Source organism: Agrobacterium sp. NPDC090273 (assembly GCF_044772305.1).
In the GTDB taxonomy this organism is placed as follows: domain Bacteria; phylum Pseudomonadota; class Alphaproteobacteria; order Rhizobiales; family Rhizobiaceae; genus Agrobacterium.
The window spans coordinates 521,663-534,094 of the sequence record NZ_JBIVYN010000003.1 but is presented as its reverse complement, the minus strand read 5'-3'; the positions used below and the strand labels follow the sequence as shown (position 1 = coordinate 534,094).

The following is a 12,432-nucleotide window of genomic DNA, read 5'->3' as shown; positions in this document are numbered from 1 at the left end:
CTCATTGATCGTTGGCGAAAACATCGCCTGCAACCAAGGAGGATTAGTCCATGAATATCCGCTTTATCGCCCCCGCCCTCGTTCTGGCGCTTGCCGGGTCAGCTTATGCCGCGCCAATGGTCGAAACCGTCAAGACCGAAAAGGGCAACGTGCTTGCGGGCGCAAAAGGCATGACGCTCTACACTTTCAAGAACGACAAGAAGGGCGTATCCAATTGTTACGACAAATGCGCGACCAACTGGCCGCCCTTCTTCGCCGCCGATAGCGACAAGGCAGACGGTGCCTATTCGATCGTGACACGCAAGGACGGCAAGAAACAATGGGCCAAGGATGGCATGCCGCTCTATTACTGGGTCAAGGACATGAAAACAGGCGATGCTACCGGTGATGGCGTGAACGGTGTGTGGGATGCCGCAAAACCCTGATGGCATGAACGACAGACCGCGGGGGAATTCTTCCCCCGCTCCTGGCTCTTTCGAGGCGGAAATGCTGGCATTGATGCCGGCGCTGCGGCGTTACTCTCGCAGCCTCTCCCACACCGACGCCGATGGCGAGGATCTGCTACAGGACTGCGTGGAAAAAGCGCTTGCCAATCGTCGGCAATGGCGCGGAACAGGTTTGAAGTCATGGGCTTACACCATCATGACAAACCTTTACCGCAACCGGCACCGGTTCGAGCGGCGGCATCCATCCGAAAGCCTTGAAGACCACGAAAATATAACGGGCGGCGACGTGCTGGGCGACACGCTCGAAAACGACCGGCTTCATGGCGCCCTGGCGCTCTTGGCACCCGATATGCGTGCAGTGCTGATTCTGGTGACAGTGGAAGGCTACAGTTATCAGGAAGCGGCGGAAACGATGTCGATACCGGTCGGTACCGTCATGTCGCGGCTGTCACGCGCCCGCGAAACATTGCGCCAGCATCTGGCGACAAACAATATCATTCCCCTGCGGAGACCGAAATGAACAGGCTGGACGCCATTACCGAAGACGATTTGCATGCTTATGCCGACGGGCTTCTTTCCGACGAGCAGAAGGCAATCGTCGAGGCGTGGCTTTCCGAGCGGCCTGACGAACTGGAGCGCGTCGAAGCCTGGAAACAGCAGGCAGCAATGCTGCGCAGTGCCTTTGCGCCTTATGAGGCATCCCGCCCCGATGACGCCACGATGCTGGCGGGGAAAATCGATCCCTCTTCCACACGCTGGAAGTCCGTCCTGGTGCGGACTGCCGCCGCAGTATTGATCTTCGCAGCGGGAGCGACAACCGGCAGACTTCTACCCACCGGGGCGCCTGACAACGAACCCGGACTGCAAACAGCAGATATTTCGACGCAGGCGAAATCCGCCTATCTGATCTATGCCAGTGAGGTACGCCATCCTGTAGAGGTCGGCGCCTCGGAACAGCAGCATCTGGCGACATGGCTGGGCAAGCGGCTGGGCTATCCCTTTGCCATCCCGGATCTGACGAAACTCGGTTACGATCTTGTCGGCGGTCGTCTGGTGCCAGTCAGCGGCAAACCCGGCGCCATGCTGATGTACCAGGACAAGACCGGAAAACGCGTCACCGTCCTCATCGGTCACAACGAAGAAAACCGCACCACTAGCTTCCGCATGGCAAGTGCCGATGGCATCGAGACCTTCTACTGGATCGACAACGAACTTGGTTACGCCGTATCGGCGGAACTGACGCAGGCGGAAGTCCAGAAGATCGCCGAGGAATGTTATCGCCAGTTTCCGACCTAGAGTCCGTGGCTATTTCAACATCGGCCACAGGCTGATCACCAACAGCACGGCCATGGTAATGTTAAACCACTTCAGCCGGACCGGAACGGATAACCAGTCCCGTAACGCTGAGCCAAAACCTGCCCATGTCGAGACGCTGGGCAGATTGACGGCTGCGAAAGCCACCCCGACGAGCATCACGGTGAAGAAGTACTGATCTTCGTTCGTATAGGTCGCCATTGCCGTGACGGCCATGACCCATGCCTTCGGATTGACCCACTGGAAGGCGGCAGCACCGATGAACGTCATGGGCTCTGCCCCGGTCGTTCCATCGCTGAGACTTCTGGATGTGCCGATCTTCCAGGCAATCCAGAGCAGATAGATACCGCCTGCGAATTTCAGCGCCGTATAGAGCAACGGGACCGAGTGCAGCAACGCACCGAGACCAAGACCGACACCGATGAGAAGCGACAGAAACCCCACGCCAATGCCCAGCATGTGCGGGATGGTCCGGCGAAAACCGAAATTCACTCCGGAAGCAAACAGCATCATGTTGTTCGGTCCGGGCGTAATGGACGTGGTGAAGGCAAACAACACCAGCGCGATGAAGGTCTCGATTGTCATGGCGTCTCCTCGAAGACAGGGAATTTATCCCCCTCGAGGTGGACTAGCCAGCCTTAACGCCTAATCGCCAAGGTCAATTCTTTTGATGGATCGAGATCTTGGGATTGTCTGTTGAGAAGGTGGGGCAAGTCGCTATTGTCCACTCATTGATCATGGGAGCACGCCGATGAACGACGATATTCCATCCGTATCCTTACCTTCGGGGAAAGAGATCCCTGCCCTTGGCCTTGGCACATGGAACATGGGCGAGCAGCGCGCCGGTGAAACGCAGGAAATCCGCAGCATACGCAAGGCCATCGACGTCGGCATGACGTTGATCGACACCGCTGAGATGTACGCTGATGGCAAATCCGAAGAGGTCGTCGGCAAGGCGATTACCGGCCGTCGCGACGAGGTGTTTCTGGTCAGTAAGATCTACCCATGGAATGCCAGTGCTGCGGGCACGATCGAGGCTTGCGAGCGTAGTCTGGCCAGACTCGGCTCCGACCGCCTGGATCTCTACCTCCTGCATTGGCGCGGTGGAAATCCTCTGGAGGAAACCGTCGCTGCTTTCGAGAAGCTGAAAACGCAGGGCAAGATCGTTGACTGGGGCGTTTCGAACTTCGATGTCGACGATATGGAAGAACTCTTCGATGTCCCCGATGGCAACAAATGTGCTGCCAATCAGGTGCTGTATAATCTCTCCCGACGAGGACCGGAATTCGATCTCCTTCCCTGGTGTCAGGAACGCAGCATTCCGGTCATGGCGTACTCGCCGATCGAACAGGGACGCATCCTCGACAACCATGCTCTGATCCATATTGCCAAAGCCTATCAGGCCACGCCGGCCCAACTCGCATTGGCGTTCCTGCTGGAACGCGACGGCGTTATCGCCATTCCGAAATCCGCAAGACCGGAACGTGTCGAGGAAAATCGCGGCGCGATTGAGCTTGAAATCACCGAAGAAGACTGGGCAGCGCTCGATGCTGCCTTCCCGCCACCGTCCAGCAAGATCGCTCTCGAAATGCTGTGATATGTCATGAAGATGACGGTGTTTCCGGAATCGGTCCGGCAACAGCTTGAATCAGATTATCAAAGCCGAACGACACTTTGAAAGTCAAAGAAAGCCGCCCGGTCAACCGGACGGCTCTTGCATTCAAGAAAGCACTTAACGCGGAATTCGGTATTCATATTCCTTTTTCAACACCAGCCACCGATCCCAGAAAGGACCGGGCGCCTTGTCGTGCAGGAGATTGGCAAGAATATCGAGATGGACGTGCCAGCCGGAGCTGACACCCAGCATTTCCGCGCGGTTGGCGAGCCGACGATGAACGAGCGTCAGCAACACCTCTTTGCCTAGGGCCTGCAGTTCGATCGACACTTCACCACCTTCATCCCAGCTAAACACAAGCCGGTGCGGCGGAATGACGGTGATGATACGGCTTGCCATCTTGTGCTCCTCCGAAAAACCGTCGGGGCGCTTGCCGGGTGGGTCCGTCAATTCATCGTTTCGCCAGACGAGTTCGAAGGGTGCCCCGGCGGCCAGTTTCATCTCACCGGAAGCCAGCCAGCGGCGGCGAAGATCGCTGTCCGTCAGATAGGACCAGACCCGCTCGATCGGTCCCGGCAAAAGTCGCTCGATCTTCACGGTCGCTGGCTCGACAATCCGGCCATAAGCGTCGGGCATTACAACATCAGTCATTGTCATTTCCTCCGTTTAGAATGGGTTTTCCTGATCGTGCTCCCTGAGCATCTGTTCGAGAACATCGAGACGGCTGTTCCAGAACTGCCTGTAGAAATCGAGCCACTCATGCGCCTCTGCCAGCGGCCCCGGCGCCAGGCGACAAAAATGGGTGCGCCCCCTCACCTCCCGCTGGATGAGACCGGCGTTCTCCAACGTCTTGATATGCTTGGACGCTGCTGCCAGCGACATGTCGAATGGCTCTGCCAGTTGGCTGACCGTCCGCTCACCACGCGACAACTCGCGCAGCATCGTGCGGCGTGTCGCGTCGCCGAGGGCATGAAAGACGGTGTCTAGATGAGGAGCAAGTAATTCAACCATATTGTTGAATATAAGCGCTCGACAGGGAAAGTCAACCGAATGGTTGAATAACTCTGCAAGGGTGCCCGCCCAAACAAAAACGCCCGCGGTTTCCCACGGGCGTTATATCGGAAACAAGGCTTAGGGGGCGTTTTTACATGCCCTGCGAGCCACGGTTCATGGCAGCGATACCGGTTCGGCAGATTTCGATCAGGCCGAGAGGCTTGATGATCGCCACGAACTGGTCGATTTTCGACGACTTACCGGTGATTTCAAAAATGAAATGTTCGACCGTTGCATCGACCACCTTGGCCTGGAACGCATCGGCAAGACGCAGAGCCTCGGCACGGTCTTCGCCGGCACCGGCAACCTTGATAAGCGCCACTTCGCGCTCGATCGGCCGCTCCTGCCCCAACTCGCGAGCGCGGACTGTCAGATCGAGAACCCGGTGCACAGGAACGATGCGCTCCAACTGGGCCTTGATCTGCTCCAGAACGACCGGCGTGCCACGGGTCACGATGGTGATACGCGACAGATGCGCCTCATGTTCCGTCTCCGAAACCGTAAGGCTTTCGATGTTGTAGCCCCGGCCTGAAAACAGGCCGATGACGCGGGCAAGCACGCCGGGCTCGTTGTTGACGAGAACCGACAGCGTGTGGTTTTCCGCAACCGCCGTTTCCTTCTGGATGAAGTAGGCAGAGCCGGTGGGTTGTAGGTGTGCGTTCATGTCGTTTTCCTCTTCCCGCTCTTAAACCAGCTGACGGCCCTTGGCGTCGATGGCATTGGCAACAGCCTCGTCCGTCGCCTCATCCGGCAACAGCATCTCGTTATGGGCTTTACCAGACGGGATCATCGGGAAGCAATTGGCAAGATTGGCAACGCGGCAATCGAAGATAACCGGTTTCTTGACCGCAATCATCTCAGCAATCTTGTCGTCCAGTTCCCTCGGGTCGTCGCAGTACATGCCGACCGCGCCGTAAGCTTCCGCCAGCTTGACGAAATCAGGCATCGCTTCGGTATAGGAGTTGGACAGGCGGTTGCCATGCAGCAACTGCTGCCATTGACGAACCATGCCCATATACTGGTTGTTCAGAATAAAGATCTTGACCGGCAGGTTATACTGGATGGCGCAGGACATTTCCTGAATGCACATCTGGATCGAGGCATCACCGGCAACGTCGATGACCAGCGCATCCGGATGGGCAACCTGAACGCCGATGGCGGCAGGCAGACCATACCCCATGGTGCCGAGGCCACCGGATGTCATCCAGTGGTTCGGTTCTTCGAAACCGAAGAACTGCGCTGCCCACATCTGATGCTGGCCGACTTCGGTGGTGATGTAGGTGTCACGTCCCTTCGACGCCTCATACAGACGCTGAAGCGCGTATTGCGGCATGATGACATCGTTTGAGTTCTTGTAGGCGAAGGAATTGCGGGCACGCCAACGATCGATCTGCTGGTGCCAGTCTGCCGTCTGCGCTTTCTCAGGCTTCTTCGGCAGCGCACGCCACAGGCGAACCATATCCTCCAGAACATGGCTGACATCGCCGATGATCGGAACGTCGACACGAACGTTCTTGTTGATCGAAGACGGATCGATATCGATGTGGATCTTCTTGGAGTTCGGCGAAAACGCATTCAGACGGCCGGTAATACGGTCATCGAAGCGCGCACCGATACAAACCATGACATCGCAATCGTGCATGGTCATGTTGGCTTCGTAAGATCCGTGCATGCCCAGCATGCCGAGCCAGTTCTTGCCAGATGCGGGATAGGCACCGAGCCCCATCAGGGTCGAGGTAATCGGGAAATTGGTCAGTTCGACCAGTTCGCGCAGCAAGCGGGTTGCTTCCGGCCCGGAGTTGATAACGCCGCCGCCCGTATAGAAAACAGGCTTTTTCGCCTTCGACATCAATTCGATGGCCGCATGAATGGCGTTCAGATCGCCCTGGACCTTCGGCTTGTAGCTCTTCTGCTGAACAGCCGCGGAAGGCGGCGTATAGGTACCGGTGGCAAACTGGATATCCTTGGGAACGTCAACGACAACCGGACCCGGACGGCCGGTCTGTGCGATGCGGAAAGCCTCATGGATGATGCCAGCCAGTTCGTTGACGTCCTTTACCAGCCAGTTGTGCTTGGTGCAGGGGCGCGTAATACCAACCGTGTCGCACTCCTGAAACGCATCGGAACCGATCAGTGTGGTCGGAACCTGGCCGGAAATGCAGACGAGCGGAATGCTGTCCATCAACGCGTCCTGCAGAGGCGTAACCGCGTTGGTGGCACCAGGACCGGAGGTGACAAGCATGACGCCGACCTTACCAGTGGAACGGGCATAACCTTCGGCCGCATGGCCGGCGCCCTGTTCATGGCGCACGAGGATATGCTGAATGTCTTCCTGCTGGAAAATCTCGTCATAAATCGGAAGGACGGCACCGCCCGGATAACCGAAGATGTGCTCCACACCGTTATCCTTGAGGGCTTTCAGAACGATTTCCGCGCCCGTCATGCGATTGCTGTTTTCCGTATTGTCCTTATCCGTCATTGCCTGTTCCATCCCGAGTTGGCTTTGGATATCGCTGAGCCTTACGGCCCGTGTGAAGACATAAAAAAAGGCCCCTAGAGGAGCCTCGTTTAGCGCATGGGTGCTTTCGCCGGATGGTTACACCATCCTGCCCATGCGCCGTCCCACCACGATAAGTACGTTAAGATTTTTCATGGGGCGGAGTGTTAGCCACAAACGCGGCAGCCGTCAACGCATATTGCGGAAAAAATCATCTTCCGTTCATTTTATTGCCAGAACGACCGCCAAAACGAAATTTTCGAACGATATCGCTACACCAGTTGTTAAATAGGTTCATCTTATTCTGGAAAGCACAGGCGCTGTCCGAAATGCGGTCTTGTCCAGCGCCCGGGATGACATGTGAACAACGGCGAGTTTTATTCATCGTCCAGGACGGACGAAAACGAGCGACGATCCAGCCAGCAAGCGCCCAATCGGCAGCTTGGGCGTGTGATCGCCTGCGATGGCGCACGCGCCACAATCGCCGCAGATACCGATCCCGGTTCCACCGATCTTTCACAACTCTGGTCCGTGGGCCGCCTTATCTCCATCGAGATGGGCACCAGCCGGGTTGCCGCCCTCACCTGCTCGATGCGCACCAAAGACGACGGCTGGTCGAGCGACGGTAGCAACACGTTGCTGATTGAGGTCGACCTGCTGGGTGAAGTCTACCGGACGGAAGATGGCAGCGAACGCTTCTCGACCGGCATCTCACGATATCCTTATCTTGGCGCCGTGGCGCATCGCATCCGCACAAGCGATCTCTCGAAAATCTACGACAGCGGCAAGCGCGACGCCTGTGTCATTGGCAAGCTCACACAGGACGATGCCATCGACGCCACGATCAGCATTCCGCAGATGCTGGCCAAACACTTTGCCGTCGTCGGCTCCACGGGCGTTGGCAAATCGACCGCTGTTTCATTGCTGCTCAACAAGGCAATCGAAACCGACCCGAAACTTCGTATCCTCATTCTCGATCCGCATAACGAATTCGCCGCCGCCTTCCCCAGCAATTCCGTCGTCATCGACACCGATACGCTCGATCTGCCTTTCTGGCTGATGCGACTGGATGAGTTTGCCGAAGTGGTGTTTCGCGGGCGAAAGCCGGTTCCTGAAGAGATGGACATCCTTCGTGATCTTATCCCCGATGCAAAACGGGTTTTCCGGGGATCAGAGGGTTCTGCCGTTCGGCGCAGCTCCGACAAGAGCGCGGTCACCTCGGACTCGCCCATTCCCTATCGGATCGCCGACCTGCTGGCGATGATCGACGAACGGATCGGCCGACTTGAAGGACGCAGCGACAAGCCCGCCTTGCGCTCGCTCAAGATCCGTATCCTCTCTGCGATCAATGATCCGCGCTATCACTTCATGTTCTCCAGCAACACGATCAGCGACACGATCATGGAAACGCTGGCACATATTTTCCGTGTTCCCGGCGATGGCAAACCAATCTCTGTCTTCCAGCTCTCCGGTATTCCCTCTGAAGTCGTAAACTCCGTTGCCTCGGTGCTTTGCCGCATGTCGTTTGAACTTGCCGTTCTGGCACGTGGTTCGCTGCATATGCTGGTGGTTTGCGAGGAAGCGCACCGCTATGTTCCGGCAGACCCGGAGCGCGGCTTTTTCCCGACCCGGCAGGCGATTGCCCAGATTGCCAAGGAAGGTCGCAAATACGGCATTTCTCTCGGCGTCATCAGCCAGCGGCCGAGCGAATTGGATCAGACGATCCTGTCGCAGTGCTCGACGGTTTTTGCCATGCGTCTCTCCAACGAGAACGACCAGAAGATCATTCTTTCTGCGGTGCCGAACTCGTCGACATCGACCACAAGCTTCCTGTCGTCGATCGGCAACGGCGAAGCAATCGCCTTTGGTGAGGCTGTCAGTGTGCCTATGCGGATGCGCTTTGACCGCGTTCCCACTGCCAAGCTGCCGAAAGCCAGTGGTGCCACCACCCATGCGGTACAGGAAACGCCTGATACAGTCGATCTGAGCTCCATCGTCACACGCATGCGAGCCGCGGCAAAGCCAACGATCTCCGGCTTCCAGCAGAGCTTCGATGCCGCATTCCCGGTCTCCGAGACACCGGAACCGCAGGAGACTGAAGAAACACAGAACTGGCGACAGGAACTGCACAGCCCGTCAAATACGGTTGAAGGCACGCGCGGCTACGAACCCTATCGTCCAGACATGTTGCCCGGACGCAGTGCGCAGCCTGCCCAAGCCGACCCAGTCAACGACCTGCGGAAGGCCTCTTTCCAGTTGCAGGCGCAGAACGCCCCGCCACCGGTCGAAAACAGACCGTCGCTGCGCGAAAGTCTGCTTAAAAAACCACTCGGCAGTCTTTATCGCAAGGATTGAAGCCGCCAGCCTCACGGCTGAATGCGCTCCCAGTCCTCTCCCATCTGGTTACGAAACCAGGTCATCTGGCGTTTGGCGTATTGGCGTGTCGCAGCCGCTGATTTCTCGATGACCTCGGCTTCGCTCATCTGACCGGATAGCATCGCTGCGATCTGCGTAACACCGATTGCCTTCATCGCTGTCGCATCTTCCGGCAAACCAAGCGCCAAAAGTGCTTTCACCTCGTCCACAGCACCGCTTTCCATCATCTTTTCAAAACGGCTGTTAATGCGGGCATGCAGCACGGGGCGTTCTGGCAGAACGACAAATTTCCGGGCGCGGTCGGCGTCGACAATCACGGGGCCACGCGCCTGCTGGAAATCGCGGATCGATTTTCCGGTGGTTTCAAGGACCTCAAGGGCACGTACAATGCGCTGGCCATCGCCTTCTTTCAGCACTCGCGCCATTTCGGGGTCTCGACCGAAAAGCTCCTTGTGGAGAACCTCCGCTCCCTCCTGCAACAAACGGTCGCGAAGTCCGTCCCGAATATCGGCCGGAATGGCAGGCATATCCGAAAGACCGCCGGTCAGCGCCTTGAAATAAAGCCCTGTCCCGCCAACAATTACGGGGAACAGACCTTCCGCGCGCAACTGCTGCAGAAGAGCGGCCATGTCGCGCAGCCATTCACCGGTCGAATAAAGCCGGCTTGCTGCAACATGGCCGTAGAGACGGTGCGGAACACCCTCCATTTCGTCCTCGGAGGGCCGCGCTGTCAGCACCTGAAGTGTGTCATAAACCTGCATGCTGTCGGCATTGATGACGACGCCACCCCGTTCCCGAGCCAGACGAAGCGCAAGCGCGGACTTGCCGCTTGCCGTCGGGCCGGTTATCAGGATCGCATCAAAATTGTCATCAAGGTTTTTCATCATGGCTCTCGTTGCCACGCTTATCGCCAATCCGTCAAATCCTGTTCTGACATCTGCCCTCGGCGAAGCGGCCGCGAAGGCCGTGAAAGCCTCCGGTCTCTACTGGCTGGCAGACGGAATTGCCTGCGATATCGTCCTGCCTGAAGGATCGGATATTGCTTCAGCCTATGATGCCCTGCGCGCATCTGTCGGTGGTGAAAAAATCGACGTCGTGGTTCAGGACCAGGAAACACGCCGCAAGAAAATCCTGATTGCCGATATGGACTCGACCATGATCGGCCAGGAATGCATTGATGAGCTGGCCGCTGAAGTCGGCCTCAAGGAGAAGGTCTCCGCGATCACCGCTCGTGCCATGAATGGCGAGATCGCTTTCGAACCGGCCTTGCGCGAACGCGTTGCCCTGCTCAAGGGCCTCCCCGTTTCCGTCGTCGACGATGTCATTGAAAAGCGCATCACGCTGACGCCCGGCGGCAGGGAACTGATCGCCACCATGAAGGCCAAAGGGTACTATACGGCGCTCGTTTCGGGCGGCTTCACCGTCTTTACAGGTCGGGTCGCAGCCATGCTCGGTTTTGATGAAAACCGCGCCAACCTGTTGGGTGAAGCGGATGGACAGCTCGACGGCACCGTTGCCGAACCCATTCTCGGCAAGCAGGCAAAGGTGGATGCACTGAACGACATCGCCTCGAAGCTTGGCATCACGCCGGATGAAGCAATGGCGGTTGGTGATGGCGCCAACGACCTCGGCATGCTGCATCTCGCAGGCTCCGGCGTGGCCCTGCACGCCAAGCCGGCCGTCGCGGCCGAGGCCCAGATGCGGATTGACCACGGCGATCTGACCGCACTGCTTTACATTCAGGGCTACCGCAAGACGGATTTCGTTAGCGCATGATCATTCGCGAGACACCTCGGCTCATTCTGCGCGAATGGAAGGAAAGCGACCGCGACCTGTTCCGCGAAATCAACGCGGACGCCAAAGTCATGGAGTTTTTTCCTTTCCGTCGCAGCCACGCGGAAGCGGACGCGGTGCTCGAAACCATCAATGGCATGATCCGTGGCAGCGGCTACGGCTTTTACGCTATGGAGCTCAAGGAAACCGCAGAGGCAATGGGTTTCTGCGGCATCTCGCCCGTCATGAATCTCGACCCGCCCTTCCCGCTCGGCACGATGGAAATCGGCTGGCGGCTGGCGACGCGCTACTGGGGACATGGCTATGTAACGGAGGCGGCAAAATCGCTTCTGTCGATGGCCTTCGATGAAAAGGAGACGCCGGAAATCGTCTCCTTCGCCGTCCATAACAACCATCGCTCCACCTCAGTCATGGAGCGCATCGGTCTGAAACGTGATCAATCGCGCGACTTCGACCACCCGCGTGTGCCCGAAGCCACCCATCCTCATCTCCGCAGGCACGTCACCTATGCGCTGAGCCTCGAAGAATGGTGGGCGACCAGAAGCGAGACCGCAAAGTAAGCGACATCAGCTATTTCACCGCCGCGTTGCCACCATCGGAATAAAGCGCCGAGCCTGCCACAAAGCTGGACATCGAACTGGCGAGAAACAGCGCGGCCTGTGCCAGTTCCTCCGGCTGCGCAATGCGTTTCAAGGCATGCAGGCTTGCCGCCCACTCTTTCTGCGCATCATCGCCTGCCATCGCTGTATCTACCCCGCCCGGCAACAGCGCATTGGCGCGAATGCCACGTGCGGCATAATCCGCCGTAATGCCCTTCACCAACCCCATCAGCGCCGCCTTCGACGCGCCGTAAGCCGCCATGCCCGGCAAACCGACGCTTGTCCCGACGAAGCTGGACGTAAACACGAGCGAGCCGCCACCGCGTTTCAGCATCGATGGGATCTGGCTATGCGCTCCCAGATAGGCCGAGGTCAGATTGGCGGTCAGGGTGTAATGCCACTCATCCGGTGTCAGCTCCGCAAGCGGTTTCATGGCACCGACCGCGCCCGCATTATTGACGGCAACATCGAGGCCGCCAAAAATCGCTTCGGCCGCATTAACCAGACGAGCATGGGTTTCCGGCAATCCGACATCGCCTGTCACGGCATGGGCACGGCCACCACGCTCCGCAACCGCCAGCGCAACATCTTTCAGCGCCGCATCTCCACGTGCGTTGATGACGACGGATGCCCCGTGTTCGGCAAAAAGCAGAGCCGTCGCCCGGCCGATGCCAGACGACGCGCCGGTGATGATTGCAACCTTATTGTTCAGCAGTTTCATATCCTTGCCCTCCATTG

13 protein-coding genes and 1 pseudogene are annotated in these 12,432 nt (G+C 57.9%); 7 read left to right on the top strand and 7 right to left on the bottom strand.

Annotated elements, in window-relative coordinates:
* The first annotated feature begins 50 nt into the window (after window positions 1–50).
* Genes ACIQT8_RS11780 through ACIQT8_RS11770 form a run of 3 tightly spaced genes read left to right on the top strand, consistent with a single transcriptional unit; the run spans window position 51 to window position 1,742 of the window.
* Complete coding sequence (locus tag ACIQT8_RS11780) at window positions 51–425, top strand: hypothetical protein (protein ID WP_400965304.1); 375 nt, start codon at window positions 51–53, stop codon at window positions 423–425.
* A complete protein-coding gene (locus tag ACIQT8_RS11775) occupies window positions 409–966 on the top strand; it encodes an RNA polymerase sigma factor (RefSeq protein ID WP_400965301.1) in 558 nt (185 codons plus the stop codon). Before ACIQT8_RS11780 ends, ACIQT8_RS11775 begins: the two co-directional genes overlap by 17 nt.
* A complete protein-coding gene (locus ACIQT8_RS11770) occupies window positions 963–1,742 on the top strand; it encodes an anti-sigma factor family protein (protein WP_400965298.1) in 780 nt (259 codons plus the stop codon). Before ACIQT8_RS11775 ends, ACIQT8_RS11770 begins: the two co-directional genes overlap by 4 nt.
* 9 nt (window positions 1,743–1,751) lie before the next feature.
* Here the strand turns inward: ACIQT8_RS11770 and ACIQT8_RS11765 are convergent, their stop codons facing one another.
* Complete coding sequence (locus ACIQT8_RS11765; RefSeq protein WP_400965295.1) at window positions 1,752–2,345, bottom strand: LysE family translocator; 594 nt, start codon at window positions 2,343–2,345, stop codon at window positions 1,752–1,754.
* A gap of 166 nt (window positions 2,346–2,511) precedes the next feature.
* Here ACIQT8_RS11765 and ACIQT8_RS11760 point away from each other — a divergent pair, with 166 nt between their 5' ends.
* Complete coding sequence (locus tag ACIQT8_RS11760; RefSeq protein ID WP_400965292.1) at window positions 2,512–3,357, top strand: aldo/keto reductase; 846 nt, start codon at window positions 2,512–2,514, stop codon at window positions 3,355–3,357.
* A 135-nt stretch (window positions 3,358–3,492) separates the two neighbouring features.
* Here ACIQT8_RS11760 and ACIQT8_RS11755 read toward each other — a convergent pair whose 3' ends face one another.
* From ACIQT8_RS11755 to ACIQT8_RS11740, 4 genes and pseudogenes are all read right to left on the bottom strand, one after another.
* Window positions 3,493–4,026: an SRPBCC family protein gene (locus tag ACIQT8_RS11755; protein WP_400965290.1), complete on the bottom strand. Its 534-nt coding sequence runs from the start codon at window positions 4,024–4,026 to the stop codon at window positions 3,493–3,495.
* Window positions 4,019–4,386 (bottom strand): annotated as a pseudogene (locus ACIQT8_RS11750) (ArsR/SmtB family transcription factor). Before ACIQT8_RS11750 ends, ACIQT8_RS11755 begins: the two are co-directional and overlap by 8 nt.
* A 133-nt stretch (window positions 4,387–4,519) precedes the next feature.
* Window positions 4,520–5,092, bottom strand: coding sequence for an acetolactate synthase small subunit (ilvN, locus tag ACIQT8_RS11745; RefSeq protein WP_138790937.1), 573 nt, complete (start codon window positions 5,090–5,092; stop codon window positions 4,520–4,522).
* 21 nt (window positions 5,093–5,113) lie between these two features.
* Complete coding sequence (locus ACIQT8_RS11740; RefSeq protein WP_400965286.1) at window positions 5,114–6,907, bottom strand: acetolactate synthase 3 large subunit; 1,794 nt, start codon at window positions 6,905–6,907, stop codon at window positions 5,114–5,116.
* 378 nt (window positions 6,908–7,285) lie between these two features.
* Between ACIQT8_RS11740 and ACIQT8_RS11735 the strand changes: the two genes are divergently transcribed.
* Window positions 7,286–9,280 (top strand): ATP-binding protein, encoded by a 1,995-nt coding sequence (locus ACIQT8_RS11735; RefSeq protein ID WP_400965283.1) that lies wholly within the window; start codon window positions 7,286–7,288, stop codon window positions 9,278–9,280.
* Between the two features lie 11 nt (window positions 9,281–9,291).
* On the opposite strand, the gene miaA is transcribed toward ACIQT8_RS11735, so the two are convergent.
* Window positions 9,292–10,188 carry a tRNA (adenosine(37)-N6)-dimethylallyltransferase MiaA gene (gene miaA, locus ACIQT8_RS11730; RefSeq protein WP_400965280.1) on the bottom strand — a complete coding sequence of 299 codons (897 nt, stop codon included), beginning with the start codon at window positions 10,186–10,188 and terminating at the stop codon, window positions 9,292–9,294.
* Between miaA and serB the strand changes: the two genes are divergently transcribed.
* On the top strand, window positions 10,187–11,077 hold the full coding sequence (serB, locus tag ACIQT8_RS11725; RefSeq protein ID WP_400965277.1) for a phosphoserine phosphatase SerB: 891 nt from the start codon (window positions 10,187–10,189) through the stop codon (window positions 11,075–11,077). The genes miaA and serB overlap by 2 nt on opposite strands.
* On the top strand, window positions 11,074–11,655 hold the full coding sequence (locus ACIQT8_RS11720) for a GNAT family N-acetyltransferase (protein WP_400965274.1): 582 nt from the start codon (window positions 11,074–11,076) through the stop codon (window positions 11,653–11,655). Before serB ends, ACIQT8_RS11720 begins: the two co-directional genes overlap by 4 nt.
* A gap of 10 nt (window positions 11,656–11,665) precedes the next feature.
* Here the strand turns inward: ACIQT8_RS11720 and ACIQT8_RS11715 are convergent, their stop codons facing one another.
* Window positions 11,666–12,415, bottom strand: coding sequence for an SDR family oxidoreductase (locus tag ACIQT8_RS11715; protein ID WP_400965271.1), 750 nt, complete (start codon window positions 12,413–12,415; stop codon window positions 11,666–11,668).
* Window positions 12,416–12,432: the final 17 nt, after the last annotated feature.

What these genes read in the sequence shown, in the direction of transcription:
- ACIQT8_RS11780 (WP_400965304.1), top strand. Translation starts at nt 51, where the DNA reads ATGAATATCCGCTTTATCGCCCCCGCCCTCGTTCTGGCGCTTGCCGGG.
- ACIQT8_RS11775 (WP_400965301.1), top strand. Translation starts at nt 409, where the DNA reads ATGCCGCAAAACCCTGATGGCATGAACGACAGACCGCGGGGGAATTCT.
- ACIQT8_RS11770 (WP_400965298.1), top strand. Translation starts at nt 963, where the DNA reads ATGAACAGGCTGGACGCCATTACCGAAGACGATTTGCATGCTTATGCC.
- ACIQT8_RS11765 (WP_400965295.1), bottom strand. Translation starts at nt 2,345, where the DNA reads ATGACAATCGAGACCTTCATCGCGCTGGTGTTGTTTGCCTTCACCACG.
- ACIQT8_RS11760 (WP_400965292.1), top strand. Translation starts at nt 2,512, where the DNA reads ATGAACGACGATATTCCATCCGTATCCTTACCTTCGGGGAAAGAGATC.
- ACIQT8_RS11755 (WP_400965290.1), bottom strand. Translation starts at nt 4,026, where the DNA reads ATGACTGATGTTGTAATGCCCGACGCTTATGGCCGGATTGTCGAGCCA.
- ilvN (WP_138790937.1), bottom strand. Translation starts at nt 5,092, where the DNA reads ATGAACGCACACCTACAACCCACCGGCTCTGCCTACTTCATCCAGAAG.
- ACIQT8_RS11740 (WP_400965286.1), bottom strand. Translation starts at nt 6,907, where the DNA reads ATGACGGATAAGGACAATACGGAAAACAGCAATCGCATGACGGGCGCG.
- serB (WP_400965277.1), top strand. Translation starts at nt 10,187, where the DNA reads ATGGCTCTCGTTGCCACGCTTATCGCCAATCCGTCAAATCCTGTTCTG.
- miaA (WP_400965280.1), bottom strand. Translation starts at nt 10,188, where the DNA reads ATGATGAAAAACCTTGATGACAATTTTGATGCGATCCTGATAACCGGC.
- ACIQT8_RS11720 (WP_400965274.1), top strand. Translation starts at nt 11,074, where the DNA reads ATGATCATTCGCGAGACACCTCGGCTCATTCTGCGCGAATGGAAGGAA.
- ACIQT8_RS11715 (WP_400965271.1), bottom strand. Translation starts at nt 12,415, where the DNA reads ATGAAACTGCTGAACAATAAGGTTGCAATCATCACCGGCGCGTCGTCT.